This is a genomic window from Alishewanella sp. BS5-314, from assembly GCF_025377695.1.
GTDB lineage: Bacteria > Pseudomonadota > Gammaproteobacteria > Enterobacterales > Alteromonadaceae > Alishewanella > Alishewanella aestuarii.
The window spans coordinates 1,236,974-1,263,282 of record NZ_JACEHJ010000002.1 but is presented as its reverse complement, the minus strand read 5'-3'; the positions used below and the strand labels follow the sequence as shown (position 1 = coordinate 1,263,282).

Sequence of the window (26,309 nt, the reverse complement as noted above, 5' to 3'; positions counted from 1 at the left end):
TACCACCAAAATACGTTATAATCGGCAAAAAAGTGAAGCAAACTATGACCATAACAGAAACATCACTCGCCGGTTGTCTGCTGCTTGAACAGCAACACTTTCAAGATAGCCGTGGTTTTTTTACTGAACTCTATGTTCAGCAACGCTACCAGCGAGCGGGAATCACTCTGCCATTAGTTCAGGATAACCTATCGCAGTCAAAGCGCGGTGTGATTAGAGGCATGCATTTTCAGCGCAACAAGCCTCAAGGTAAACTGATATCTGTGCTTAAAGGTGAAATTTACGATGTGATGGTGGATATCAGACCCAACTCCAATACCTTTGGCCAGTGGCAAGGTATCTATTTGAGTGCTGAACAACCCCGGCAGCTCTGGCTTCCACCTGGCTTTGCGCATGGTTTTCAGGCATTAGCTGATGACACCCTGGTATTTTACAAAACCAGTAGCTATTACGATGCGAACGACGAGGGTGCTGTTAACGTATTCGATACGGATCTGGCCATTACCTGGCCTTTGCAAGCTGCAATCCTCTCGGCCAAAGATCAACAAGCGCCAAGTTTCGCTTCAATTTGCCGCACCTTAGCTGAACACTAATGCGTATTTTAATCACCGGTGCCGCCGGTCAGCTCGGACAGCATATCAGCGCGGCACTGCTGGCACGCGGAATGCAGTTTATCGCGTGCGATCGGCAACAGTTAGACATCAGTAATAGCAAACAGTTAATTCAAAAACTAACAGAGCTTAAACCTGACATCATCATCAATTGTGCTGCATATAATCTGGTTGACCTTGCTGAAAGTAACCAACATGCCTGTACTGCGATCAATGAAATCGCCGCAAAGCATTTGGCAGACTATTGTCAGGCTCAACGGAGCCTGTTAATTCATTTTTCAACCGACTATGTGTTTGATGGTCAAAAAAATACCCCTTATACAGAACAAGATAGCCCGAATCCGATAAACTACTACGGCGCCAGTAAAAGAGCAGGGGAACTTGCTATCCAGCAAAGTCAGTGCCCGCACTACATCCTGCGAACCAGCTGGCTTTATAGCAGTGTTGGCCGAAACTTCTATACCACTATGCAGCGGTTAAGCCAGCAAACTGCGCCGGTTAAGGTTGTCGCCGACCAAACAGGTACACCAACACACGCCAAAGATCTCGCCGCAATAGTGGTAAGGCTTATTTTGCAGCAGGAATTGCCGCACGGGATTTATCACTATGCCGGTTCACAGGTGATGAGCTGGTACCAGTTTGCGCAGCGTATCTTTCAGGAACAAGGAAGCAACACACCGCTCCTTGCTATCAGTAGCGCCGAATATCCGAGCATTGCACAGCGCCCGCGCTACAGTGCCCTCAACAGCCAGCACTTATCCACAGCACTCCGGTACCGGTCTGACCTCTGACCGGTACCGGAGTGCTGTGGATAAGTTGGGGTTGTGTCGGGGGGAGGGCTTTGGTAGCATTGCCGCGTAAAATCTACTTGTACAGGACGTCAGAGTATTACTATGCGGTTTGTTTATACAGTTGTTCTGGCCTCTGCCACACTCGCATTTTCCCCACTGTTGCAAGCTGCACCCTGGGTAAAAACAGAAGATCAATTTCTGCAACAAAGCATTCAGTTGCTCGCTAATGCTGGCCTGATTAAAACACCGGTTAATACCTGGCCTTTAATGTGGCAGCCCATTCTGCAAGATCTGGCGCAAATTGACACCCAAGGCCTTACCGATGCGCAACTGCACGCCTATTTGCGCATAAAGTCAGCTGCGGGTTTTGCACAACAGGATCGGATTAACAGCCTTACGCTCTCTGGCAGCAATGAAGCCCTCGGGCCACGTGGTGCCGGTAATCAGTACCAGCAAGAGGCCATGCTAAGCCTTGGCGCCGAACTAAAAGACAATAACTGGACGGCTGCGGTATACAAGCAATTCCGGCGCGACGCATACGACGCCAACAGCTTTTCTGACAACGATACCCATTGGGACGGTAGCTACGGTGCTTACACCGCAGGCAACTGGGTTATGCTGGCAGCCATTCATCAGCAATGGTGGGGGCCGGCAATTCATAGCAGCTTTAATTTTAACAACCAGCAACGGCCGGCAAAAAGCTTACAAATAAGCCGTCTTAATCCGAATTTACCACTGCACCAAAGCCTTAGCGCACTTGGCGCCGTGCAGTTTAATCTGCAATATGGTGAATTTGCCGGCACAGCGCCAACCCGCCATGCCACCTATCTGGCCAGCCGGATTGGCTTAAAGCCATTCACAGCGCTAGAAGTGGGCTTAAGTGGTCGCAAATTACAGCCAAAGCCTGAGCAGCAGGCAATTAGCGAACCTTTTTACCAGCAATTACCGCAGCAGGATATCACTACCCTTGGCCTGGACCTGCGCTATCACCTGAACAACCAAACCGCGTTATACGCCGAGTACTCCAGCCAGCGCAGTGGTGAAACGGCTAGCGGTTGGCTTGTCGGTGGCCAATACCATTTAGGTAATGAGTTTGTGTTGTTGCGCTTTTTTAGCGAGTACCAACATATTGCAACCGACTACAACCAATGGTTGTTTATTCAGCCGGGCCAGATTCAGGCTGCGATTAAAAATGAATGGGTAGCAGGGGTGCAAATTACTACTCCCTCGGGTGAAAGCGGTTATCTCAAATTTAGTAAAACCAGCTCACAGCTAAACCCGTCTCAACCCGAGTTGTTAGTTGATCCTGCCGCTATTCACGCCGGATACCAGCGACCTTTGTTAAGCGGTTTAGTCAGTATCGACTACCAGCTGCAGCGCGCCAAACAATATGTTGATACCACCGAACTTAACCATGCGGTCGGCGTACGCTGGGAATGGCGTTGGTAATGGCGATAAAAGCAGCAGCTGTGCACTTTAGCCGATGAAAGAATTGACGCCCGATACTGTTCAGCCTTACCATCCGTGCCAGCAATAAGGACGCAGTAATCTATGGACAGTTGGTATCTCATTTATAGCAAATCGCGGCAAGAACAGCGAGCGCAACAACACCTTGCCAACCAAGGCTTTGAAAGCTTTGCCCCCCAGATCACTGTAAAAAAAATCCGTGCCGGCAAAACCGTACAGCTAACTGAGCCGCTGTTCCCGCGTTATATTTTTTTAAAATGCCCACAAACTCTTAACTTATCTACCATTCGAAGCACCCGCGGCGTCGCCGGGCTAGTCCGTTTTGGTGATACGCTGGCAACTGTACCCAGCTCCCTGATTCATTGCCTGTTAAAGAATCAACTGGTATTACAGCAGCAACTGCCAGCGCAGCCGTTTCAACCCGGCGATAAGTTAGAAATTCTAAATGGGCCCTTTGCCAGTTTAAACGCGGTATTTCAGCAAGCTGACGGCGAACAGCGCAGTATTATTTTGCTGAATTTTTTAGGCCAGCAACTGCAACTTAGTTTGGAAAATAAAGACTTAAGCAAGCCTGGCTGATACCAGCTGCCAACGCGGCTAAATCAGGTATTAAAACAGTAAAAACGGCAGGGCAGATAAGTTATACTCCCGCTGTTAAAAAGTATGACATTCAGTTCTGGGGCGCCTAACTCAGGGGCGGTAGCGTGCCTGAAGGCTGGAAAATGCATAATCAACTACAAAACGGAAGCAAGTTAATGAGGTTGTCTAAAAGTTTTTTTCGCAAACTGGTTGTGAGCACCGCAGCGCTGTTGATGGCTGCCAGTGTCATGGCACAGCAACCCAGCGCAGCGCAAATCGAACAGTTCAAACGTTTACCCAAGGCCCAGCAAGAGGCCCTGGCTAAACAGTACGGTTTTGATTTATCCATGATTTCCGGCACATCCAGTGCCAACCGCCTGCAAAGTCAGGATGTGGAAAAGTTGATGCCGCAGGCCGATCGCGACTCAATGCTGTTAATGCAGGCAATGGCCGACCTGGAAGACAAACGCAAAACCCGCGAACCGGATGAAAAAGAACAATTAAAGCGTTTTGGTGAAAACCTGTTCGACGCCAACATCAGCACCTTTGCCCCGGTAGCTAATGCGCCGGTCCCGGATAATTATCGTCTAGGACCAGACGACACCCTGTTATTACAAGTTTATGGTAAACAAAGCAGCGACTACGAGCTGGTAGTTAACCGCGAGGGTAGCGTCAATTTACCTGATCTTGGCCCGGTTAATGTGGCAGGTTTAACTTTTAGCCAGGCCAGCAGCCTTATTCGCAACCGTATCGCCGAAGCCAATATCGGTTTACAGGCAGCAGTCACCATGGGGCAGCTGCGTACTATCAACGTATTTATCGCCGGTGAAGCCCGTAATCCGGGTATGTACGCGGTATCGGCGCTGACTTCTGTTACTCAGGCGTTGTTTGTATCTGGCGGTGTGTCTGAAATTGGCAGCTTGCGCGATATCCGGGTAACCCGCAGTGGCCAAACTGTTGCCCGCTTCGATTTATACGACCTGCTATTAAAAGGCAATAACGCCAACGATATTACCCTGCAGCATGGTGATGTGGTGTTTGTCGCGCCAGCCGGCGCTGTAGTCGCCATCGAAGGTGAAGTGCGTCGCCCGGCCTATTATGAATTGGCCACGGGTGAAACCCTTGGCCAGTTGTTAACTATGGCCGGCGGTTTACAGGCTTCTGCTCACGTTAATGCCGTCTCATTACAACGCTCTGGCCCCAATGGCCGTGAGCTGGTTAACCTAAACCTGACTGAGCCCTCAGCACAAAGTTTTGCTTTACGCTCTGGTGATAAATTAGTTGTACCGGTGCTCTCACAGCGCGTACGTGACCAGGTTACTATCGCCGGTGCCGTATCGCGCCCGGGCACCTATGCTTGGCGCAGTGGTATGCAACTGCATCACCTGTTGGGTAATGTTTGGTCAGATTTACTGCATAGCACTGATACAGACTACGCTCTGATTGTGCGCCGCATCAATAACCGCGGCGATGTCGAAGTATTGCAAATTAACCTGTTGGATGCAGTAGACAGCAGCCAGCCTGGCGGTTTTACCCCGGTTAACTTACAGCCACAAGATATCGTTTTAGTATTCCATCAGGTAAACCTGGCTTACGAGCGCGAACAGTTAAATACTTTTATTCGCAAAGCTGTGCATAACAAGCTAAGCCACTTTACTGAAAATGCCTTACTCTCTGGCGATATTACCGGTAACTTCTTTAAACAAATTGAGAGTAACTCCGCACTAATCGCCAGTACCCAGTTTAAGTTTGACGACAAAGAGTTGTCAGAGCAGGCGCTAATTGAAAGCTTTGTTGGCACTATGCTGCAGCAGTTATATGTTAACCCTGAATATCTGGCGTTATCCAAGCATTTTACCCGCCGCGAGCTGCTATTCCCGCTGTTGCAAACCTTACGTAAGCAAAGCACCGATCAACGTATCATCCCTATCGTATCGGTAAGTGGCGACGTAAAAGTGCCAGGCGAATACCCATTGGCACAGGGTGGTAATGTGGCGATGTTGCTGCAGGCCGCCGGTGGCTTAAATGCCTCTGCCTATTTACCACGGGCTGAACTTAGCCGCTTTCTGGCACAGCAAATTGAGCGTAACGGTGTTGAACAGCAAAATATTAATATCGACTTAGGTGCAATCCTAAGTGGTCAGCAGCAGGATCTGCAACTTACCAGCCGTGACCGCATTAATGTGTTCTCAACGCCAGACTGGTCGCAGGTACGCTTGGTTAATATTAAAGGTGAAGTACGCTTCCCTGGTACCTATCAGGTATTAAAGGGCGAAAAGCTATCCGATGTAATTAAACGTGCCGGTGGCTTTACCCGTGATGCTTATCCATACGGCGCAGTTTTTACCCGCGAGGCAATTAAACTGCGTGAAGCCGAGCAGGCCGAAAAACTGTTATCACAGTTAAAGTCGGATGTGACCAGCCGTATTCTAACCTCTGGTCAGCCAATGACTGCACCGGCACCATTACAAATGCTGGAAGAGCTGCAAACCTTAGAGCCGGTAGGCCGCATGGTAATTGATTTGGAGCAGATTATGCTGGGGCGTGCCGACTTTGATATCGAAGTAGAGCACCAGGACAGCCTCACTATCCCTCGTACCCAAACCTCGGTAACGGTAATGGGCGAAGTACAACATCCCGGCTCACATCGTCACCGCGCAGGTTTAAGTGTACGTGACTACCTGGCATTAGCCGGCGGTGCCCGTAAGCGCGCCGACGAAAAACGGGTTTTTGTGATCCGTGCCGACGGCTCAGTAATGATCCCAACCCAAAACCGCTGGTTTAGTGCAGCTAATGACGAGTTACGCCCGGGCGATACCGTTATTATGCCGCTGGATACCGAATATAAAGATGGCCTGAGTATGTGGGCGCAAGTCACCCAAATTTTCTATCAAACAGCCGTTGCTTTGGCAGCGCTGAATTCATTCTAAAAAACCAGGCTTAACAATGGCATTCGGTATGCTACGCGAACCGAATGCCTAAAATGCTAACAAGGAACCTTATGTCTGACCAAGTTCAACAACCCGTGCCGCAGGTTGCAGACGACGAAATCGATTTACGCGAGCTCTTTAGTGCGCTTTGGCAAGGTAAGTGGATAATTATCGTAACAACCTTCCTATTTAGCGTAGCTTCGGTGTTTTATGCCTTAAGCTTACCCGATATCTATAAAAGCGAAGTGACACTGGCCCCGGTATCAGAAGATTCAGGCCTTAAAATCCCCGGCCAATTGGGTGGTTTAGCTGCTCTCGCTGGAGTAAACCTGGGTGGTATGGGCGGAGGCGATAAAACCGGCTTGGCATTAGAAATTCTAAAATCGCGGGATTTTATTGGCCGTTTTATCGAGCAAAACGACTTATATCTCCCCATTATGGCTGCTGAAGGCTGGAATCGTGCAGACAACAAGCTGCTGTGGGACCGCAAGGTTTTTGATGAGCAAACCCAGCTTTGGGTCCGCAAAGTTAAATCTCCGTTTCAACCCAAACCCAGTACACTGGAAACCGTTGAAGAGTTTAAAAAACTATTTTCAGTAAGTCAGGATAAAACGTCAGGTATGGTAAAGCTAAGTGTAGAACACTTCTCGCCATACTTAGCAAAAAGTTGGGCCGATAGCTTAGTTAAAGCAATTAATGAAGAAATGCGTACCCGTGAACTTACCGAGGCAGAGAGAAGCATTGCTTACCTTAATCAACAGATTGCCCAGACAAATTTGGCAGACGTTCGCACCATGTTGTTCTCTTTAATTGAGGAACAAACTAAAACTCTTATGCTTGCTAATGTGCGCGACGAATATGTATTTAAAACGGTTGATCCTGCAGTAGTCGCTGAGAAGAAAGTAAAGCCTGCAAGAGCGATAATAGTTTTCCTTATATCGCTGATGGGCGTGACGCTTTCTTCACTGGTCGTTTTAATAAGATACTTTAAACGTAAATAATTAATTCAGGAAAATATAATGTTTAGCTTAAAAGATACAAATATCGCCATTATCGGACTTGGGTATGTAGGTTTACCCTTGGCCGTTGAGTTTGGTAAGAAAATTCCTACCGTCGGTTTCGATATAAATAATAAGCGTGTTATTGAGCTTAAACAGCATAATGACGTTACTCTTGAATGTAGCACTGAGGAACTTAAAAAATCTGAATTTCTAAGTTTCACTACTGATTTGGAACACATTAAAAATTGTAATGTTTTTATAGTAACAGTACCTACACCTGTCGATAAGGTAAATCGTCCTGATCTCACACCGCTCAGAAAAGCGAGTGAAACTGTAGGGAAAGCACTGAAAAAGGGGGATATAGTTATTTTTGAGTCAACAGTTTACCCCGGTGCGACAGAGGAAGTTTGCGTACCAGTGCTAGAGCACTTTTCTGGTTTAACCTTCAATGTAGATTTCTACGCAGGTTATAGCCCTGAACGAATTAATCCTGGCGACAAAGTAAATACTCTCACAAAAATTAAGAAGATAACAAGTGGTAGCACACCAGAGATTGCTGACGTAGTCGATGCACTTTATGCGTCTATTATTACGGCAGGAACACACAAAGCAACTTCAATAAAAGTTGCAGAGGCAGCGAAGGTCATTGAAAATACGCAACGTGATTTAAATATTGCCTTAGTGAATGAGCTTTCCGTCATCTTCGAAAGAATCGGTATTGATACGCTCGATGTTCTGGAGGCTGCAGGTAGTAAGTGGAATTTCCTTCCGTTTCGTCCCGGATTAGTTGGTGGTCACTGCATTGGTGTAGATCCGTATTACCTTACGCACAAAGCTGAGGAAGTTGGTTACCACCCTCAAGTTATTCTAGCTGGTCGGAGAATCAACGACAACATGTCGCGATATGTGGCAGGCAACACAATAAAACTGATGTTACAAAATGGAATAGACGTAGCAAGAGCAACTGTTTGTATATTGGGAATTACCTTTAAAGAAAATTGCCCTGATATTAGAAATAGTAAAGTTGCTGATATGATCAATGAATTCAAAGATTGGGGTACTAATGTATTGGTTGTTGACCCTTGGGCTAGCGATGTTGAAGTGAAGCATGAATATGATTTAGAGCTTACCAATTTAGATAGTATTAGCGAAGTAGATTCAATCGTTGTTGCGGTAGGGCATGACGAATTCAGAGCTCTTACGCCTAGAAAGTTAAAAAGTTTTGTTCGAGGAGAACGCCCCGTATTTACTGATGTAAAAAGTATCTTTAACAGGAATGATGTTTCAGCTGAAGGTTTTACAGTTTTCCGTCTATAACTTATCTTGGTCGAATATATGAAAAAGAACTTTGCTCTTATCGGTGCTGCAGGCTACATTGCACCTCGTCATCTGAAAGCGATAAAAGAAACGGGTAACAATCTTACTGTTGCAATGGATGTAAATGATTCAGTTGGTATCATGGATAGCCACTTCCCTGATGCTGAGTTTTTTACGGAGTTTGAACAGTTTGAAGCGTATGTTGAGGATCAAAAACTACAAGGCAACAAGCTTGACTATGTTGCTATTTGTTCTCCAAACTATCTACATGCGCCTCACATGAAATATGCCTTGAAGAATGGTATAGACGTCATTTGCGAAAAACCTCTAGTTTTAAACACTAAAGATTTGGACATGTTAAAGCAATATGAATCGCAATTTGGTGCTAAGGTTAATTCTATTCTGCAACTCCGCTTACACCCTTCAATTATTGCACTTCGTGAAAAAGTTCAGAACTCGCCAAAAGATAAAATATTTGATGTAGATCTAACTTACATGACCTCTCGCGGTAAGTGGTACTTAAAATCTTGGAAAGGAGTAGATGAAAAGTCTGGAGGAGTAGCAACAAACATCGGCGTACATTTTTACGACATGTTGCATTTTATTTTCGGTCGTGTAGTGAAGAATGAAGTGCATTACCGCGACGAGAAAACATCAGCTGGTTATCTGGAGTATGAAAAGGCAAGAGTACGTTGGTTTTTATCTATAGATGCAGCTAATTTGCCAGAAAATGCCGTTCAAGGTGAAAAGTTAACCTATCGTAGTATTCGCATAGGCGAAGAAGAGCTGGAGTTTTCAGGTGGATTTACTGATCTACACACCCAAAGTTACCAAAGAATACTTGCTGGACAAGGTTATGGCGTTGAGGAAAACCGTGCTGCAATTGAAACTGTAGAGGTCATCCGTACCACACCAATAACAATAAATCCTCAAGCTTCTCACCCATTGCTAGCGAAGGTATTAAAATGACTTATAGCAAGCACGATACTGCAATTGTAGATGATGGAGCTGAAATCGGTGAAGGCTCTCGTGTTTGGCACTTTGTTCATGTCTGCGGTGGTGCCAAGATAGGTAAAGGCGTATCACTTGGCCAAAATGTTTTTGTCGGTAATAAGGTCACCATTGGCGATAGATGTAAAATTCAAAATAACGTGTCAATTTATGACAATGTGCACCTAGAAGAAGGTGTATTTTGCGGCCCAAGTATGGTTTTTACCAATGTGTATAATCCGCGGTCGTTGATTGAACGAAAAGATCAATATTTGGACACTATCGTAAAACGTGGAGCAACTCTGGGTGCTAACTGCACTATTGTTTGTGGTGTAACAATAGGTGAATTTGCTTTTGTTGGCGCTGGCGCTGTTATCAACAAAGACGTGCCTGCTTATGCGCTGATGGTTGGCGTTCCTGCAAAGCAGATTGGTTGGATGAGTGAGTTTGGTGAGCGTTTAGACATACCTCTAACAGGTCAAGCTGAAACAATATGTGAACATACTGAAAACCGCTATATATTAAACGGCGATATTTTGAGCAAGGTAAGTTGAAATGCACTTTATTGATTTAGAAGCGCAGTACAAACATTTAAAACAAAAAATTGATAAACGTATTCAAGCTGTTCTGGATCATGGTAACTATATAATGGGCCCTGAGGTTGAAGAGCTGGAGCAAAAACTAGCAGAGTATGTTGGTGTAAAGCATTGTATAAGCTGTGCAAATGGCACCGATGCTCTACAATTAGCAATGATGGTCCTAGATATTAAACCAGGTGATGCAGTCTTTTGCCCTACATTTACATTTTTTGCAACTGCAGAAGTGGTTGCTTATGCCGGTGCTACACCTGTCTTTGTAGATTCTGATGAGAGAACATTTAATATATGTCCGAAAGATCTCGAGAAAAGGATCGAGAAAGTAATATCAGAAGGTAAGCTCGTTCCAAAAGCTATTATTGCAGTTGATCTCTTCGGATTACCAGCTAACTATCCTGAATTAGAAAAGTTAGCAAACAAGTACAATATGAAATTGATTGAAGACGCCGCACAAGGATTTGGTGGCGAAATTAATGGCCAGCGAGCTGGTAGTTTTGGTGATATTGCAACAACCAGTTTTTTCCCCGCTAAGCCACTAGGTTGTTACGGTGATGGTGGTGCAATATTCACTAATAACGACGAATATGCAGCACTTTTTCGTTCTTATCGTGTACATGGAAAAGGCAAAGATAAATATGACAATGTAAGGATTGGCATAAATAGTCGTTTGGATACTATTCAAGCAGCAATTTTACTTGAAAAATTAGCAGAGTTTCCTACTGAGCTTATCGCTCGAAATAAAGCTGCTGCAAGTTACAATCAATCATTGAATGGTAAATACATTACGCCGTTTGTGCCAGAAGGTTACCTGAGTTCATGGGCGCAGTACACGGTTATCAGTGAAAATCGTGAAGAAGAAATGGCTCGATATAAAGCTGAGGGTGTACCTACCATGATTTATTATGGAACTTGCATGCATCAGCAAACGGCATTTAATCACCTATCTTACACAGATATAGATTTACCTGTAGCGTCAAGATTAGCTAAGCAAGTGTTTAGTTTGCCTATGCATGGTTATCTATGACATTGTTCTACCGAAATATTTTCACTGTCCTCACCGGTACAGGGATTGCACAACTGATCCCTGTACTTGGTAGCTTGATTATTGTTAGGATCTTTTCACCTGATATATTTGGTGAATATGCTCTATGGTTTTCATTAACTATTATTTTAACTGTCATTATCTCGGGTAGGTTTGAAACCTGCATCGCTGTAAAGTCACCTGGTGAAGAACGAAATAAGGCAGTATATTACACACTGATCACTATTTTAATTGGCACTACATTTTTTATATTTTTAGCGATACCGATTTATCTAGTATTTTCAGAATACATTAAGTTAAAGCAGCCAATTGTTCTTTTGCTCACACCAATTAGTGCTGCATTGACGGCTTCAATTCAATTAATTATTTCTTATTATGCCTCTGAAGGACTATTTAAAAGGCTATCAATAGTCAGAATAATACAGTCTGCTGCGATTTTAATTTTGCAAGTTGTCGCTGGTTTATTATTTGACAATAATGTTTATGCACTGGTGTTGACTCATACATTTGCTTTATTTTTAACTATTTTATTTATTTTTAGTCTTTTGAAATTAAGATTTAACTTTAATAATTTTAAACCACATTGTGTTATTGAATTTTGGAAGAATAACAAAAAGTATCTTCTGTACTCATTACCGGCAGACACTATTAATAGTGTTTCTGCTGAATTGCCTATCATTATGGTTGTTGCTAAGTTTGGTTCAGAAGCAGGTGGCATTTTAGCATTGACACTAAGAGTTCTTGGAGCTCCAATTGGATTAATTGCAAAAGCTGTTCTCGATGTATTTAAGAAATTTGCATCAGATGAATTTAGAGAAAAAGGAAACTGTTCGGCCATATTTACTAAAACATTTAAAATTTTAGCTTTATTGTCTCTGGTGTTTTTTACATTTTCATACTTTCTGATTGAAGATTTATTTTTAATTGCTTTTGGAAGTGAATGGTCAACAGCTGGTGAGGCCGCAAAAATTTTACTTCTTCTTTTCTCCTTAAGATTTATAGCTAGCCCACTGAGTTATGTAGTGTATATTACTGAAAATCAAGAGGTTGATCTTTATTGGCAATTTTTACTGTTGATAACAACAGTTTCCTCATTTCATTTTCTGTCAAGTCTCAATGGAGCACTTTATGTCTATAATATAGGATATTCAATGCTTTATGTTTTGTATTTAGTACTTTGTTATCGAATGACCAAAAAACAATGTACTTATTAAATTACAAGAAATTAAGCATAATATTTTCCATATTGGCTGTATTATTGCCAGCACATCCATCATTACAGGAAATATTTGCTATATACGGAATTCCATCCGTTATCGTTTCCGCAGGTTTTTTTTCATTGTCATTTTTAATATTCGGATTTTTTAAAGTCAATAAAACATTTCTCTTAGTTACGATAGTTTACATGATATTCTCTATTTTTATAATATTGGGTTTATTGAGGTCACCAGAATTTGGTAGTGCCTCTTGGGTTCAAGTTTTTGTATCTATTTTTGTAGTAACACCAATGGTAATGATTTGTGCTTTTATAGCATCGAATAATGAAAAATTAGCATGCAAGATTATTTTTACTCTATCTGGTGTAGTCCTTGTGCATGTTTTATATAAAATTTATAGTGTGGAAAGTTTTTCTGGTTTTATATCACTTAATAGTGATATTGAGAATCCCAATTACCAAGCCACTTCATTTTATTTAGGTTTATTTTCAATTAGCTTAATCAGTGCTATGGCATCGTTAAGACGTGCTAAGTTATTTTTAGTTACAATAATCTTTCTTATTTCATGCATATCAATGAGTCTTGTAGGCGCAAGGTCTGTTTTCGTTGCCCTGACTGTTGTTTTTTTGTTCTCGTTTTTTATGTTGGATAGAACTCGGTTATTCATAATCACTTGTGTTTCGATTTTAACATTCTTTACATTGACTTTTATATATCCTGACTTAGTTGAAAATATATTAATAATCCAAAGATTCGCTGCGCTAAGTGGCGATGACTCGTCTTCTAGAGTGTTTCTATTCACTTCAGCTATTGAGCTATGGTTACTAAATGCCAAAACATTTTTATTTGGTAGTGGAATAAGCTCCTTCCCTTTATTTATCGGTGCAAACGAACCTGGTTGGTATCCACACAATTTCATTTTAGAAATTCTTGCTGAGATTGGATTGTTTGGAATGATTCCGATTTTCATGATACTCATATTAATTTTTTGGAATTTCAAATCAGTTTTCCGGAATTATTCAGAACCTAAAATAATCATTTTTAGCTATGCATTGTATGCATTAATCAGTTACCAATTTATGGGTGGCGTTAATTCATTGTGGATTCCAATGTTTTTCTTTCTTTTAGCGATATTTTCATCAATTAGAATCAGGCGGAAGGATTGCAGTGATTAGTATAATAGATTACGGGATGGGAAATTGTGGTTCTATACAAAATATGCTTCGCTATCTTGGCGTCGAGTGTAGATTAATTAAAAATCCTGGTGAGTTGGACTTGGTTGACGCAATTATTTTGCCTGGTGTGGGTTCATTTGATAATGGTATGAGAAAGTTATCACCATTTAAAAATATACTCACAGAATTAGTTAATGAAAGAAAAGTACCTTTTCTGGGAATTTGTCTCGGAATGCAGCTTATTTTTGAAAAAAGTGAAGAAGGTGTACTACCTGGCTTAGGATGGTTAAAAGGCGATGTTGTAAAATTCGACTTTTCAGGTCAGGATCTACATAATAATTTAAAAGTACCACATATGGGCTGGAATCTTGTAAATCCTATTGCTGATGATAAAGCTCAGTTGTTCTTCCCTGGCGAAGCTCGTTACTATTTTGTACATTCTTATCACGTTAGATGTGAGAATGAGTCTGATCGATTTGCTAGCTCAACATACGGCTACGATTTCACATGTGCGGTACGAAAAAATAATATTTGGGGGGCGCAGTTCCATCCTGAAAAAAGTCATAAGTTTGGTTTTCACTTTTTTAAAAGTTTTTTGCAGGAATTGAACAATGCTTAGGACAAGAGTTATACCTGTACTTCTACTTATGGATGGGGGCTTAGTAAAAGGTCAAGAATTTAAAAAACACCGTTACGTTGGTGACCCAATAAACGCTGTAAGAATATTTAATGAGAAACAAGTTGATGAATTAATGTTTCTTGATATTTCTGCCACCATTGAAAACAGAGAGCCTGATTTCGATCTTTTAACCGATATTGCTAGTGAGACCTTCATGCCTTTTGGCTACGGGGGGGGCATAAAAAATATTGCTACAATTGAGAGACTTTTTTCCCTTGGTGTTGAGAAAGTTGTAATTAATACGGAAGCATTTTACACCCCAAATCTTATTTCCGAGGCAGCAATTGTAGCAGGATCGCAAAGCGTAGTGGTTTCTATCGATGTACGAAAGACGCTATTTGGTGGTTATGAGGTTTATGTAAAAAATGGTACAGTTCGCACCCGAATTGATCCTGTAACTTACGCGAAGAAAATGCAAGAGTTAGGAGCGGGTGAAATTGTTCTGTGCTCAATAGATAGAGAAGGCACTGGCAGAGGATATGATTTGGAACTTATCAATCGCGTAACTGATTCTGTTAATATACCTGTTGTCTGCTTAGGCGGTGCAGGAAGTGTTCACGATCTCGCCGAAGCTAAACGTTCTAGTAATGTATCTGGCTTGGCGGCTGGCAATTTATTTGTTTTTCATGGAAGACATAAAGCCGTTCTTATTACCTATCCAGATTACATAGAGCTTGAAAAAATATTAAATTAGGAAATATATATGTTTCAGAAAGATTATCGCGTTTGCTCCAGGTGTGTTATGGATACTTCAGATCCTTTAATAGAATTTGATAGCAATGGAGTATGTAATCACTGTCACAAATTTGATGATGTTACCTCAAAAAATTGGCATCCCAACGAATTTGGTAAACAGGAATTAGCAAAGATTGTCGAACAAATAAAAAAGGATGGCAAAAACAACGAGTACGATTGCATTATTGGTTTATCGGGTGGTGTAGATAGTTCATATCTTGCCTTGGTAATTAAAGATTTTGGTTTGCGTCCGTTAGTCGTTCATGTTGATGCAGGTTGGAACAGTGAACTTGCTGTGCATAATATTGAAAGAGTAGTTAAACACTGCGGATATGATCTTCACACGCACGTAATGGATTGGCGAGAGATCAAAGATCTACAGTTAGCTTATCTTAAAGCCGGTGTTGCCAACCAGGATGTAATTCAGGATCATGCTTTCTTTTCGTCTCTTTATCACTATGCAGTCAAGAACAAAATTAAATATGTCATAAGTGGTGGGAATATAGCCACAGAGTCGGTTTTTCCTGATGCTTGGCATCATTCTGCTATGGATGCGAAGAACTTAAAAGCAATACATAAAAAATTTGGCCAAAAAGAATTGGTTCATTATAAAACAATAAGTTTTTTTGAATATTATTTCTACTATCCTTTCATAAAAGGGCTGACTGTGATCAGGCCACTTAACTTTATGAAATATAATAAGGCTGAGGCTCTTCAAACTTTAATGAATGAAGTTGGTTACAAAGATTACGGTCGTAAACATGGTGAATCCAGATTTACAAAGTTTTTTCAAAACTTCTATTTACCAGAGAAATTTAACATTGATAAACGTAGACCCCATTTATCAAGTCAGATTCTATCTGGGGAATTAACCAGAGAACAGGCATTGGAGTTATTAAATAAAACGTTATATGAAGAAGCTGAATTAAGGGAAGATAAGTTATATATAGCGAAAAAGCTTGGTATAACGCTCGAGCAATTGGATCAGTTGATAACAAGTCCTGGACATAGTTATGCTGATTATCCAAATTGGGATAAGTATTATAACCTGATGCGTAATATCAAGGTTCTCCTCAAGAAGGTTCTTGGACGAAATGTCAGTTCTTATTCATAAAGTTTGTCATTTGACATCAGCACACCCACGTGATGATGTCCGAATATTTCACAAGCAATGTCGTTCACTACTTAAAGCAGGTTATAACGTAAGTTTAATTGTTGCTGACGGTAAAGGGGACAGCCTTAACGACGGTGTTTCGGTTATTGACGCTGGAGCATCTTCTTCCAGATTTGGTCGAATTGTCGGAGCACCAAAAAAGGTTTACAAAAAAGCAGTTGAAATAGATGCAGACATTTACCATCTTCATGATCCAGAACTTATCCCTATTGGATTAAAACTAAGAAAGCTTGGCAAAGTTGTTTTATTCGATGCTCATGAAGATTTTCCGAAACAAATCTTAACAAAAACTTATATTAATAAGTTTGTTAGAGTACTTCTTTCAAAAATTGTCAGTTTATACGAGCGATGGGCATGTTCAAAGCTTAACGGTGTTGTTGCCGCCACTCCCTTTATTCGTGATAAATTTTTGTCATACGGTATTAAAAGTGTTGATATTAATAATTTTCCGCTTCTAGAGGAATTTCATTTTATTGAACACCGTGCAAGTGTTGATACATTTTCTGTTTGTTATGTTGGAGGGATTGCGCGGGTAAGGGGAGCTTTAGAAATTGTCAGAGCAATGTCATTAACTAGAAACTCGGTCAACCTTTTATTAGCAGGTGAATTCTATGAAACAGATCTTGAACAAGACGTAAAACAAGAAAAAGGTTGGTTAAAAACAGAATATCTTGGTTGGCTAAGTAGAAAAGACATTTTGCATGTATTTAATGGGTCATTAGCTGGATTAGTAACTTTGCATCCAACCCAAAGTTATCGAGACGCACTACCAGTGAAGATGTTTGAGTACATGGCTGCAGGTTTACCAGTCATTTGTTCTAACTTTCCGCTATGGAAGGAGATAATCGAAGGTAGTAAATGCGGACTTTGCGTTGATCCATTAATACCAGATGAGATTGCAAAAGCAATTGATTACCTTGCAATGCATCCTGAAGAAGTTGATAAAATGTCTAAGAACGGTCAGCAAGCAATAAAGAATAAATTTAATTGGACTATAGAAGAATCAAAGTTACTGAAACTCTATGAATCGTTTGAGTAAGAAATTAAATTAGGATGATAACTAAGTATGTGTGGAATTTTTGGTATTGTATCGCCGCAAAAAATTGCGAGTTCTGATTTAAAGTTACTCGCTGAGCATGCAAGACAAAGAGGGCGAGATTCAAGCGGATTAGTGCTAGCTAGAAATGAATCAGAGTATCGCATTTTTCGTGCTGATTACGATGTTAGAAAATTGCTAGGCAAAACTCAGCTATCTAATTGTACTCTTGCTCTGGGTCATAGCCGTTTAATTACAAATGGATTAGCAGATAATCAACCAGTTGTTCGCGGTGATGTTTTTGTAATTCACAACGGGATTATCGTGAATCACGAAGATCTTTGGGAAGAATTACAATTAGTCCGCAAGCAGGAAATTGATACTGAAATCATTGCTGCTATTACTGAAAAGCATTTGTTGGATACGGGCTGTTTAACAGGTGTTTCTGAAAAAGTACTATCTGTCTGTAAAGGTGTTGTTGCAACTGCTGTAGGTGTGCCATCAATTGGCAAGATGGTTGTTTTTTCAAACAACGGTAGTTTATATACAGGTCGGAAGGGTGGCAATTTCTACTTTTCTTCTGAAAAATATCCACTAGTTCAATTACAGTGCACTAAGATCACGCAAATTCTAAATGAGGAAGTTGTTGTTGATATCCCCAAAATTAAAACGATGAATGTTACGGATTTCAAAGACAGAAAAACTAACTTAATTCCTAAGTTTACTAGAATACAGGCTGAGATTGATCTTCTGCAATATCCAAAACCAGTTTTAAAGCGTTGCACCCGTTGTATCCTGCCTGAAACAATGCCTTATATCCATTTCGATGAACATGGGGTGTGTAACTACTGTCATCATTATAAGCCGAGAAACGTTCCTAGACCTAAAGAGGAACTTTTTGAACTGGTTAAGCCTTATCGCAGATCTAATGAATTAGACTGTATTGTTCCTTTCTCTGGCGGTCGTGATAGTTGTTATGGTCTACATTTGATCGTTAAAGAATTAGGTATGAAACCGGTCACCTATACTTATGATTGGGGAATGGTAACTGATTTAGGTCGTCGTAATATTAGTAGAATGTGTGCTGAATTGGGCGTTGAGAATATCATCATTGCCGATGATATTGCCAAGAAGCGAGAAAATATTCGGAAGAATCTGGTTGCTTGGTTAAAGGCTCCTAATTTGGGGATGATTAGTATCTTAACAGCTGGTGATAAACATTTCTTTCGCTACGTCGAAGAGGTAAAGAAGCAAACGAGAATTAACCTGAATTTGTGGGGCGTTAATCCGCTTGAGGTCACTCATTTTAAAGCTGGTTTCTTAGGTGTACCGCCAGATTTTGAAGAGAAACGCGTTTATTCGCACGGTTGGCAAAAGCAGCTAGAGTATCAAAAACTACGTTTCAAGGCGATGCTGAAAAGTCCCGGCTACTTTAATACCTCTCTTTGGGATACTCTTTCTGGGGAGTACTATAGAAGCTTTACTGAAAAGAAGGATTACTACCATATCTTTGATTACTGGCGTTGGGATGAGAAGCTTATCGATGATACATTAATTAACGAATATGACTGGGAAACGGCAATAGATACGAACACTACATGGCGAATCGGCGATGGGACAGCAGCATTTTATAATTATATTTATTATCTTGTAGCTGGCTTTACTGAACATGATACGTTTAGAAGTAATCAAATCAGAGAAGGGCAAATGAATAGAGATGAGGCATTAAGGCTTGTTGAGGACGAAAATCAACCTCGTTATGAGAACATCAAATGGTATCTTGATGCAGTGGGTCTTGATTTCTCTGAAGTGATTAATGTCGTTAATAAAATTCCAAGATTGTACTCGCAGTCTTAAGGGGGCAACAATCTGAATGAAAAAGACGGTCTGGTACATTTCGAAGTATTTTGCACCAAAAACTGAAACCGCGCCCGGTGGGCGCGGTTGGTTTTTGATGAAAGGCTTAGTAGATTTAGGATTTAATCCAATTGTTATTACTTCTGATTCAAATGCATTGATAGACCCTGTCTATCTTGAAAGTAAAGTCAAGCAGGAAGAAATAGAAGGTGTAAGGTTAGTCTGGTTAAAAACTATTAAATATAAAATCGCTAAGTCACCTCAACGTATTCTTAGCTGGTTTCATTTCGAGTGGCGACTTTTCTGTTTGGACAAAAATACTCTTGATAAACCTGATGCTATAGTAGTTTCTAGTCTTTCATTGTTAACTGTTTTGAATGGGCTTGTTCTAAAACGAAAGTTTAGATGTCGCCTTATATTTGAAGTGAGAGATATTTGGCCTTTAACAATAACGGAAGAGGGAGGATTCAGCAAATATAACCCCTTTGTTATGTTTTTATCTCTTGTTGAGAAACTCGGATATAAAAAAAGTGATGCAATAGTCGGAACTATGCCAAATTTAAAGTCTCACATTGAGCAGGTATGTAGCACAAAGTCTCCAGTTTATTGCATACCTATGGGAGTTTCGGAGGATCAAATTACTGATGTTCACTCCCTTGATGAAAGCTATATTAAGAAGTACCTATCTTCTTCTAAGATGAAAGTTGTTCATGCAGGAACTGTAGGTATAACTAATGCTTTGGAAGTTTTCTTTCTTTCTGCAGAATCACTGGTTGATAATTCAGATATTGAATTTATCTTGGTCGGCGATGGTCCACTAAAAGCTGAGTATCAAAAGCGTTTTGGGCATTTGGGGAATTTAATATTTGCACCCAAAGTAAATAAGCATCAAGTTCAGTCGCTTCTTTCATATTGCGATATTGTTTATTTTTCTGTATTTCAATCAAAAGTCTGGGAGTATGGTCAGTCACTTAATAAAGTTGTAGATTATCTGCTCTCAGGTAAAACTGTAGTTGCATCTTATTATGGTTATCCATCAATGATTAATGAAGCAAATTGCGGTTTTTTTGTTCCTGCTGGTGACGTGGATTCGTTAACTAACAAACTTGTCGAGCTATCAAAGCTGAATAAAAATGAAAGAGACATGCTTGGTGCTAACGGTAGGGAATGGCTTTTAGAGAACCGAAACTATAAAAAACTTTCTCAAGATTTTGCGTTAATCCTATTCCCAGAGATTAATTATGACTAAAAGGTTTTTTGATATATTTATCTCGCTCACAGCACTGTTAGTGTTATCACCTATAATTGTGATAACTGCTATTTTTGTTTCTTTCAAGTTAGGACGTCCTTTTTTATTTTGTCAAGTGCGTCCTGGCTACAAGGCAAGGCCCTTTAAAATGCTTAAATTTAGGAGCATGTTAGATGCTAAAGATACATCAGGTAATCCCTTACCAGATGAGGCTCGTCTAACAGGTTTTGGTAAGTTTCTACGTTCAACCAGTTTAGATGAACTGCCTGGGCTAATTAACGTGCTAAAAGGTGATATGAGCCTGGTGGGGCCAAGGCCTTTATTAATGGAGTATTTGCCATTATATTCTGCCGAGCAGGCCAGACGACATGAAGTGCGCCCCGGTATCACCGGTTGGGCACAGGTAAATGGCCGTAATGCCATTAGCTGGGAAGATAAATTTAAGCTAGATGTTTGGTATGTAGATAACCGCAGTATTTGGCTGGATATCAAAATATTGTTCCTCACTGTAAAGAAGGTGTTCGTTCGTGAGGGTATTTCGGCTGCGGGTGAAGCCACCATGTCAAAATTTACCGGCAGTAGAAATAGATGAAAACCTTGGCAATAGTTGGCGCCAGTGGCCACGGCAAGGTGGTTGCCGATGCTGCATTGAGTACTGGTTTGTGGGATAGCGTTGTTTTCTATGATGATGCCTGGCCAGCCAAAACTAAAAACGGCAGTTCTGCTGTAGTAGGTAACACGCAAAGCCTGTTTGATTTGCAGCAGAAGCCAGAGGTTATTGTTGCTATTGGTAATAATAAAATCCGGCTGGCAAAACAGCGGGAGCTGGTAAATGCCGGTTTTACGCTTGCTACAGTCGCGCACTTAACGGCCGTAGTGTCGCGTTCAGCCATTATTCAAGCGGGTACCGTTGTTATGGCTGGTGCAGTTATTAATGCTGATGCTGTTATTGGTGCTGCCTGCATTGTTAACTCAAATGCGGTGGTAGAGCATGACTGTATTTTGGCTGATGCTGTACATATTAGCCCCGGTGCTGGTTTAGCGGGGGGCGTGGTGGTTGGTGAAAGCAGTTGGGTAGGAATAGGCGCAACTGTTATTCAATTAAAGCATATTGGTAAGAATGTAATGGTTGGTGCAGGCGCTGCGGTAGTTAACGATCTACCTGATAATGTAACTGCGGTAGGCGTACCAGCAAAAATTATTAAGTCGTGATGGAGCGATATGTTAAACACTAAATTTTCTCCTTGGCCTAGTTTTACCGAAGAAGAGGCCAATGCTGTTCGTGATGTGGTGTTGTCGAATAAGGTTAATTACTGGACGGGCCAAGAATGTCGTGAGTTTGAAAAAGAATTTGCTGCTTGGGCTGGTACTAAATATGCGGTGGCGTTGAGTAACGGTACGCTAGCTTTAGATGTAGCACTTAAAGCTGTCGGTGTTTGTGTTGGTCACGATGTAATTGTTACCCCCCGCACTTTTTTAGCGTCCGCTTCAACAGTCGTTACTGCTGGTGCTAACCCGGTGTTTGCTGACGTTGATCTTAATAGCCAGAATATTACTTCAGAAAGTATTGAGAAAGTATTAACGCCAAATACCAAAGCGGTAATAGTAGTGCATTTAGCCGGTATGCCCGCTGATATGGACCCCATTATGGCGTTGGCTGAAAAGCATGGTTTTGCCGTTATTGAAGACTGTGCCCAGGCTCATGGTGCTAAATATAAAGGGCGTTCTGTTGGCTCTATTGGCCATATCGGAGCCTGGAGCTTCTGTCAGGATAAAATTATGACTACCGGCGGTGAAGGCGGTATGGTAACCACAAATGATAAAACGCTGTGGTCGCGTATGTGGTCGTACAAAGATCATGGTAAGAGTTTTGAAGCGGTGTACGAACGTGAGCATCCGCCAGGCTTTCGCTGGGTGCATGAAAGCTTTGGTACTAACTGGCGCATGTTAGAGGTACAAGCCGTTATCGGTCGTATTCAATTGCGCAGAATGGCCGATTGGACAAAGGCGCGCCAAGCTAATGCTGCTAAACTTGATGTGATAGCGTCTAAATACCCTATTCTTCGTTTGATTAATGTACCTTCAGATTGTGAGCATGCCGAATATAAACATTATTTCTTTGTTAACCCAGAAAAATTAGCTTATGGCTGGAGTCGGGATCGCATAATTGATGAAATTGTTGCTCGTGGAGTGCCTTGCTACCAGGGTAGTTGTTCAGAGGTTTACTTAGAAAAAGCATTTGATAATACACCATGGCGCCCCGAAGTTCGGTTGCCTAATGCTGTTAAATTGGGTGAAACGAGCATAATGATGTTAGTACACCCCACTCTGACTGAAAAAGAAATCGAAAAAAGTTGTACAGTTTTAGATGAAATTCTAAGTTTAGCTACTAAATCACTATGAAATTGTAATAGGGCGCTTTAAAGCGCCCTATTTTTATGAGAAAAAAATATCATTCAAGGTATTTTCAGTTGAAAATCTATTGAGTCTGCAACAGGGTTGCGATAATTGAGAACGCTTCCCGAAATTCTGATGCATGAGAGGTAGTGTAATTAACGCGGAGGCATTCTTGGACGTTTTCCTGAGTGGGCCAAAGATAAAAAGGTAATTTGCATTCATATATAAGTTGTCTTACCCTATCAGATGCTAGGGTTACATCGGCGTTTGTGCTTACTTTTTCAAGCGCAAGTATTGCTTCTGCGTCTATTGCAAGATAAGACTTGTTAGCTATAGATGAATTACCTAAATAGCTTGGTGTGTTCAAACTAACATTGTCTTCAGAAGTCCAGCCAGTTTTTCCTAGGCCCCACCAGTAATGCCAAGATCCTTTAAATATTGAAAATTCGTTTTTCAATAGTGGCGTTAAAAGTTCCTCTGCAAAAAGGTAATCATTATAAGCTTTAGCTTGTGACAAAAGGCCAATAACTATTGCCGATGTAAAATTATAAGGCGCATTTACACCGTCAGCCCAGAAATCGCTGCCTTTTTTTATAAAAACAGTATTTATTGTTGTGTTATTAAAAAAAATCTCTTTAAAATTCTCTATAGTAAGCTCGGTTTCAATAAGTTTTTCTATTAATCTCGAGCTGGGATCTGTATCAGATAGTCTCAGTTTGGAGATGAGATCTATAAATAAATGATTATGAATTAGGAAGTATGCGCTTTCTCCGCTTAGGCTGTATCGTTTAGATGCCATGAATTCAATGCTGGACATCTTTTCTTCTAGGTATTTTATCTCTGCTTCCACCAAGTCCTTTGTTTTAAGATATGTTTCTTTTTGCTCAAAGCTCTGAAAGTACTCTTCGCTTGTTATGGTTATTAGGCTAGGTAGATAGTCTTTCTGTTCCCAAATTATTCTGCCGTCGTTGTTTGTAATTGCTATGTTTCTTATCTGGACATTATTTATTTTCTTTAGCTCGTTATTTAAAAGAGAAAGTATAGAATTTCTTGAGTTCTTATCTAAGCATGAATACTCTGCTTTGCCATCAGTGACTTTCAGACCAAAAGGGACGAAGCAATTAATAGGTATTTCGTATTCGGTAATATTTTTACCATCAAACTCACTTAAATTATAGGAGTTCGTTTTTTCGTTTTTTAATATAGAGAAAACTTTACCTTGGCTGATTTTAGATTCTGTTATTCTCTCACTGCCTGATTGATCTGTGGTTATAAAGAAGTAATCGATATTGTCTTGTGAAATAATTGCGCATTTATTGACTGAGCAGATATACTCCTTTGAGTTGTGATTGTAGCTGTAGAAATATGAGTCAAACTCTTGGAGTTGTATCTTATCTTTAATTATAGATAATTTATCTTTATCTTTATCGTAACTAAAAAGTGTGACGCCTCGTCTTAACTCTATTGGTAAGTGATAGTCGCCAAGGTAGAAGATGAAATTGATTCGGTTGCTTGTTGAGTTATATGTTAGTAAGCGTTGGTTATTTCCGCTATCGAATCCTATGGCGCTTTCTATTTTGCAATTTGGGAGTAAATAGTAGGTCTCTTCATTTGTTTTCTTTGCAAGGCAAAAATCAGCATGGTAATCCGCTCCTAGAGGGATTATGGCATATGATGAGCTTTCTATAACTTTTTTATCAAAATACTTGTTTTTATTTAAATTTTGTAGTGGCTTATCTACGTTCAAATCTTTTTCTTTGCATGCGGATATTAATGCCAAGGCTGTAATTAAAAGCAGTCTATATAAAATAAACATATTGAAACCTTTTGTCTTTTTGGGGCTTCTCGGAAATGGATTTTAGCAATTGTGATGCCGTCTGTTTCTGAGTAACAGATTTTGGAGCACTGGACTAAATATAGCACAACAGTTTGTGCTGTTCTCGTAAAAGAAATTTAAAAGCAAACGCTGGTAGACTCTGATCTTGAGTGTATGTTAAAAATTGAAATAGATTAGATTGAGTGGATTCGGTATTTTTAGAGGTGTTAAAGTACATGGACTGTTTTTATACCACTCCTTGGATTTCCCACCACGGTGCCGTTGACGGTGTCACCGGCTCTTGTCATGAATATCAGTTAGCCCCTGGTTATGCAGTACTAATTGATTGTGGCCTGTTTCAGGGGGACGAGCAGGGCAGTGGTAGCAAAGCCAACCTTGCTATCAATTTCCCGCTTAACCATATTCAGGCACTTATCGTTACTCATGTCCATATTGATCACGTAGGACGAATTCCTTATTTGCTGGCGGCTGGTTTTACCGGCCCTATTTTTTGCTCTGAAGCCTCAGCTCATCTGTTACCTTTAGTGTTGGAAGATGCACTTAAAGTTGGGGTAACGCGCGACGAGCAGCTGATTAACGGCTTTTTGCGTGCCATGGCCCGCCAGATTGTGCCCTGTAAGTTTAACGCCTGGCTTGAATTACCTGCCTTTAACGGTATCAACGCGCACTTCCGGCTACAAAAGGCCGGCCATATTCTTGGTTCGGCCTATGTTGAAATTAAACATTTGCTCAACAAAAGACCCTTTATCACGGTGTTTTCCGGTGACTTAGGCGCGCCTTACTCTCCGTTGTTACCTGCCCCTAAACCACCTTACGCTGCCGACGTTGTTGTTATTGAAAGCACTTATGGCGATAAACTGCATGAGAACCGGCGCAGTCGTATTAAGCGCCTAGAGCAGGTGTTGCTGCATTCATTACAGGACAACGGCACTGTGTTATTCCCGGCTTTTAGCATTGGCCGCACTCAGGAACTGCTCTACGAGCTTGAAACCTTAATCCATCGCCTGCGCAATAAAAAAATCCATCAGCATTTGCGCTGGCAAGAGTTAACAGTCATTGTAGATTCACCTTTAGCGGCTAAATTTAATGTTGCTTATCAGCAGTTGGCTGCCTGTTGGGATAACGAAGCTAAAAAGCGTTTACTGCAGGGGCGGCACCCGCTTAGCTTTGCGCAGTTACATACGATCGATAGCCATGCGCAGCACCTTGCCGCGGTAAATTTGCTGGCCAGCACCCGAAAACCAGCCATTGTTATCGCTGCTAGCGGTATGTGTGAGGGTGGCAGGGTAGTGAATTATTTAAAAGCGATGCTGGGCGATCCTGTGCATCAGGTGGTTTTTGTCGGTTATCAGGCGCGAGGTACACTTGGGGCGGCGATCCAGCAATATGGTCCGCAACAAGGTTATGTTACTATTGATGGCCAGCGTATTGATATTAAGGCAGAAGTGTTAACATTAAGCGGCTATTCTGCCCATGCTGATCAGCAGGGTTTGGTTAATTTTATAAAAGGCATGCGGCGAAGGCCAAAACAAGTGCGAATTGTACACGGCGATCTGCCAGCAAAGCAGGCATTACAGGCCGCGTTAGTTAAATATGCTAACCAGGTTGTCGTTGCCTGATGTTGAGTAA

Annotated in this window: 23 protein-coding genes; 22 read left to right on the top strand and 1 reads right to left on the bottom strand. The window is 41.2% G+C overall.

All coding sequences use genetic code 11. The features are described 5' to 3' along the window. The first annotated feature begins 44 nt into the window (after positions 1 to 44). From rfbC to H1D31_RS10170, 21 genes are all read left to right on the top strand, one after another. A complete protein-coding gene (gene rfbC, locus H1D31_RS10270; protein WP_261258313.1) occupies positions 45 to 593 on the top strand; it encodes a dTDP-4-dehydrorhamnose 3,5-epimerase in 549 nt (182 codons plus the stop codon). Further along, a complete protein-coding gene (gene rfbD, locus H1D31_RS10265) occupies positions 593 to 1,402 on the top strand; it encodes a dTDP-4-dehydrorhamnose reductase (RefSeq protein WP_261258311.1) in 810 nt (269 codons plus the stop codon). Before rfbC ends, rfbD begins: the two co-directional genes overlap by 1 nt. Positions 1,403 to 1,504: 102 nt before the next feature. Beyond that, a complete protein-coding gene (locus H1D31_RS10260) occupies positions 1,505 to 2,851 on the top strand; it encodes a capsule assembly Wzi family protein (RefSeq protein ID WP_261258309.1) in 1,347 nt (448 codons plus the stop codon). A gap of 102 nt (positions 2,852 to 2,953) precedes the next feature. Further along, positions 2,954 to 3,448, top strand: coding sequence for a transcription/translation regulatory transformer protein RfaH (rfaH, locus tag H1D31_RS10255; protein WP_261258306.1), 495 nt, complete (start codon positions 2,954 to 2,956; stop codon positions 3,446 to 3,448). A gap of 176 nt (positions 3,449 to 3,624) precedes the next feature. After that, positions 3,625 to 6,378, top strand: a complete 2,754-nt coding sequence (locus H1D31_RS10250; protein WP_261258303.1) for an SLBB domain-containing protein — start codon at positions 3,625 to 3,627, stop codon at positions 6,376 to 6,378. Between the two features lie 71 nt (positions 6,379 to 6,449). Further along, complete coding sequence (locus H1D31_RS10245; RefSeq protein ID WP_261258301.1) at positions 6,450 to 7,379, top strand: Wzz/FepE/Etk N-terminal domain-containing protein; 930 nt, start codon at positions 6,450 to 6,452, stop codon at positions 7,377 to 7,379. A gap of 18 nt (positions 7,380 to 7,397) precedes the next feature. Continuing rightward, positions 7,398 to 8,696, top strand: coding sequence for a nucleotide sugar dehydrogenase (locus tag H1D31_RS10240; protein ID WP_261258298.1), 1,299 nt, complete (start codon positions 7,398 to 7,400; stop codon positions 8,694 to 8,696). Positions 8,697 to 8,714: 18 nt separating this feature from the next. Further along, the gene (locus H1D31_RS10235; RefSeq protein ID WP_261258294.1) at positions 8,715 to 9,665 is read left to right on the top strand and encodes a Gfo/Idh/MocA family protein; all 951 of its coding nucleotides are present in this window, start codon (positions 8,715 to 8,717) and stop codon (positions 9,663 to 9,665) included. Then, the gene (gene wbpD / locus H1D31_RS10230; RefSeq protein ID WP_261258291.1) at positions 9,662 to 10,240 is read left to right on the top strand and encodes a UDP-2-acetamido-3-amino-2,3-dideoxy-D-glucuronate N-acetyltransferase; all 579 of its coding nucleotides are present in this window, start codon (positions 9,662 to 9,664) and stop codon (positions 10,238 to 10,240) included. The genes H1D31_RS10235 and wbpD overlap by 4 nt, the downstream gene beginning before the upstream one ends. A 1-nt stretch (position 10,241) precedes the next feature. Next, on the top strand, positions 10,242 to 11,306 hold the full coding sequence (locus tag H1D31_RS10225; RefSeq protein WP_261258289.1) for a DegT/DnrJ/EryC1/StrS family aminotransferase: 1,065 nt from the start codon (positions 10,242 to 10,244) through the stop codon (positions 11,304 to 11,306). Beyond that, on the top strand, positions 11,303 to 12,538 hold the full coding sequence (locus H1D31_RS10220) for a lipopolysaccharide biosynthesis protein (protein ID WP_261258287.1): 1,236 nt from the start codon (positions 11,303 to 11,305) through the stop codon (positions 12,536 to 12,538). Before H1D31_RS10225 ends, H1D31_RS10220 begins: the two co-directional genes overlap by 4 nt. Beyond that, complete coding sequence (locus H1D31_RS17355; RefSeq protein ID WP_409976780.1) at positions 12,526 to 13,716, top strand: O-antigen ligase family protein; 1,191 nt, start codon at positions 12,526 to 12,528, stop codon at positions 13,714 to 13,716. Before H1D31_RS10220 ends, H1D31_RS17355 begins: the two co-directional genes overlap by 13 nt. Continuing rightward, entirely contained in the window at positions 13,709 to 14,335 is a 627-nt protein-coding gene (gene hisH, locus H1D31_RS10210; RefSeq protein ID WP_261258283.1) for an imidazole glycerol phosphate synthase subunit HisH, read from the top strand. The genes H1D31_RS17355 and hisH overlap by 8 nt, the downstream gene beginning before the upstream one ends. After that, positions 14,328 to 15,089 (top strand): AglZ/HisF2 family acetamidino modification protein, encoded by a 762-nt coding sequence (locus H1D31_RS10205; RefSeq protein WP_261258280.1) that lies wholly within the window; start codon positions 14,328 to 14,330, stop codon positions 15,087 to 15,089. The genes hisH and H1D31_RS10205 overlap by 8 nt, the downstream gene beginning before the upstream one ends. Positions 15,090 to 15,098: 9 nt before the next feature. Beyond that, entirely contained in the window at positions 15,099 to 16,244 is a 1,146-nt protein-coding gene (locus H1D31_RS10200; RefSeq protein WP_261258278.1) for an N-acetyl sugar amidotransferase, read from the top strand. Continuing rightward, positions 16,225 to 17,343 (top strand): glycosyltransferase family 4 protein, encoded by a 1,119-nt coding sequence (locus H1D31_RS10195; RefSeq protein ID WP_261258276.1) that lies wholly within the window; start codon positions 16,225 to 16,227, stop codon positions 17,341 to 17,343. Before H1D31_RS10200 ends, H1D31_RS10195 begins: the two co-directional genes overlap by 20 nt. 27 nt (positions 17,344 to 17,370) lie before the next feature. Next, entirely contained in the window at positions 17,371 to 19,197 is a 1,827-nt protein-coding gene (locus H1D31_RS10190; protein WP_261258274.1) for a hypothetical protein, read from the top strand. A gap of 16 nt (positions 19,198 to 19,213) precedes the next feature. After that, positions 19,214 to 20,446, top strand: coding sequence for a glycosyltransferase family 4 protein (locus H1D31_RS10185; protein WP_261258273.1), 1,233 nt, complete (start codon positions 19,214 to 19,216; stop codon positions 20,444 to 20,446). Further along, positions 20,439 to 21,038: a sugar transferase gene (locus tag H1D31_RS10180; RefSeq protein ID WP_261258269.1), complete on the top strand. Its 600-nt coding sequence runs from the start codon at positions 20,439 to 20,441 to the stop codon at positions 21,036 to 21,038. The genes H1D31_RS10185 and H1D31_RS10180 overlap by 8 nt, the downstream gene beginning before the upstream one ends. Continuing rightward, the gene (locus H1D31_RS10175) at positions 21,035 to 21,658 is read left to right on the top strand and encodes an acetyltransferase (protein WP_261258267.1); all 624 of its coding nucleotides are present in this window, start codon (positions 21,035 to 21,037) and stop codon (positions 21,656 to 21,658) included. Before H1D31_RS10180 ends, H1D31_RS10175 begins: the two co-directional genes overlap by 4 nt. Positions 21,659 to 21,667: 9 nt before the next feature. Beyond that, positions 21,668 to 22,849, top strand: a complete 1,182-nt coding sequence (locus tag H1D31_RS10170; RefSeq protein ID WP_261258264.1) for a DegT/DnrJ/EryC1/StrS family aminotransferase — start codon at positions 21,668 to 21,670, stop codon at positions 22,847 to 22,849. A 76-nt stretch (positions 22,850 to 22,925) separates the two neighbouring features. Here H1D31_RS10170 and H1D31_RS10165 read toward each other — a convergent pair whose 3' ends face one another. Further along, positions 22,926 to 24,659, bottom strand: a complete 1,734-nt coding sequence (locus tag H1D31_RS10165; RefSeq protein ID WP_261258262.1) for a hypothetical protein — start codon at positions 24,657 to 24,659, stop codon at positions 22,926 to 22,928. A 236-nt stretch (positions 24,660 to 24,895) separates the two neighbouring features. Here H1D31_RS10165 and H1D31_RS10160 point away from each other — a divergent pair, with 236 nt between their 5' ends. Further along, positions 24,896 to 26,299, top strand: coding sequence for an MBL fold metallo-hydrolase RNA specificity domain-containing protein (locus tag H1D31_RS10160; protein ID WP_261258261.1), 1,404 nt, complete (start codon positions 24,896 to 24,898; stop codon positions 26,297 to 26,299). Positions 26,300 to 26,309: the final 10 nt, after the last annotated feature.

What these genes read in the sequence shown, in the direction of transcription:
- rfbC (WP_261258313.1), top strand. Translation starts at nt 45, where the DNA reads ATGACCATAACAGAAACATCACTCGCCGGTTGTCTGCTGCTTGAACAG.
- rfbD (WP_261258311.1), top strand. Translation starts at nt 593, where the DNA reads ATGCGTATTTTAATCACCGGTGCCGCCGGTCAGCTCGGACAGCATATC.
- H1D31_RS10260 (WP_261258309.1), top strand. Translation starts at nt 1,505, where the DNA reads ATGCGGTTTGTTTATACAGTTGTTCTGGCCTCTGCCACACTCGCATTT.
- rfaH (WP_261258306.1), top strand. Translation starts at nt 2,954, where the DNA reads ATGGACAGTTGGTATCTCATTTATAGCAAATCGCGGCAAGAACAGCGA.
- H1D31_RS10250 (WP_261258303.1), top strand. Translation starts at nt 3,625, where the DNA reads ATGAGGTTGTCTAAAAGTTTTTTTCGCAAACTGGTTGTGAGCACCGCA.
- H1D31_RS10245 (WP_261258301.1), top strand. Translation starts at nt 6,450, where the DNA reads ATGTCTGACCAAGTTCAACAACCCGTGCCGCAGGTTGCAGACGACGAA.
- H1D31_RS10240 (WP_261258298.1), top strand. Translation starts at nt 7,398, where the DNA reads ATGTTTAGCTTAAAAGATACAAATATCGCCATTATCGGACTTGGGTAT.
- H1D31_RS10235 (WP_261258294.1), top strand. Translation starts at nt 8,715, where the DNA reads ATGAAAAAGAACTTTGCTCTTATCGGTGCTGCAGGCTACATTGCACCT.
- wbpD (WP_261258291.1), top strand. Translation starts at nt 9,662, where the DNA reads ATGACTTATAGCAAGCACGATACTGCAATTGTAGATGATGGAGCTGAA.
- H1D31_RS10225 (WP_261258289.1), top strand. Translation starts at nt 10,242, where the DNA reads ATGCACTTTATTGATTTAGAAGCGCAGTACAAACATTTAAAACAAAAA.
- H1D31_RS10220 (WP_261258287.1), top strand. Translation starts at nt 11,303, where the DNA reads ATGACATTGTTCTACCGAAATATTTTCACTGTCCTCACCGGTACAGGG.
- H1D31_RS17355 (WP_409976780.1), top strand. Translation starts at nt 12,526, where the DNA reads ATGTACTTATTAAATTACAAGAAATTAAGCATAATATTTTCCATATTG.
- H1D31_RS10205 (WP_261258280.1), top strand. Translation starts at nt 14,328, where the DNA reads ATGCTTAGGACAAGAGTTATACCTGTACTTCTACTTATGGATGGGGGC.
- H1D31_RS10200 (WP_261258278.1), top strand. Translation starts at nt 15,099, where the DNA reads ATGTTTCAGAAAGATTATCGCGTTTGCTCCAGGTGTGTTATGGATACT.
- H1D31_RS10195 (WP_261258276.1), top strand. Translation starts at nt 16,225, where the DNA reads ATGTCAGTTCTTATTCATAAAGTTTGTCATTTGACATCAGCACACCCA.
- H1D31_RS10190 (WP_261258274.1), top strand. Translation starts at nt 17,371, where the DNA reads ATGTGTGGAATTTTTGGTATTGTATCGCCGCAAAAAATTGCGAGTTCT.
- H1D31_RS10185 (WP_261258273.1), top strand. Translation starts at nt 19,214, where the DNA reads ATGAAAAAGACGGTCTGGTACATTTCGAAGTATTTTGCACCAAAAACT.
- H1D31_RS10180 (WP_261258269.1), top strand. Translation starts at nt 20,439, where the DNA reads ATGACTAAAAGGTTTTTTGATATATTTATCTCGCTCACAGCACTGTTA.
- H1D31_RS10175 (WP_261258267.1), top strand. Translation starts at nt 21,035, where the DNA reads ATGAAAACCTTGGCAATAGTTGGCGCCAGTGGCCACGGCAAGGTGGTT.
- H1D31_RS10170 (WP_261258264.1), top strand. Translation starts at nt 21,668, where the DNA reads ATGTTAAACACTAAATTTTCTCCTTGGCCTAGTTTTACCGAAGAAGAG.
- H1D31_RS10165 (WP_261258262.1), bottom strand. Translation starts at nt 24,659, where the DNA reads ATGTTTATTTTATATAGACTGCTTTTAATTACAGCCTTGGCATTAATA.
- H1D31_RS10160 (WP_261258261.1), top strand. Translation starts at nt 24,896, where the DNA reads ATGGACTGTTTTTATACCACTCCTTGGATTTCCCACCACGGTGCCGTT.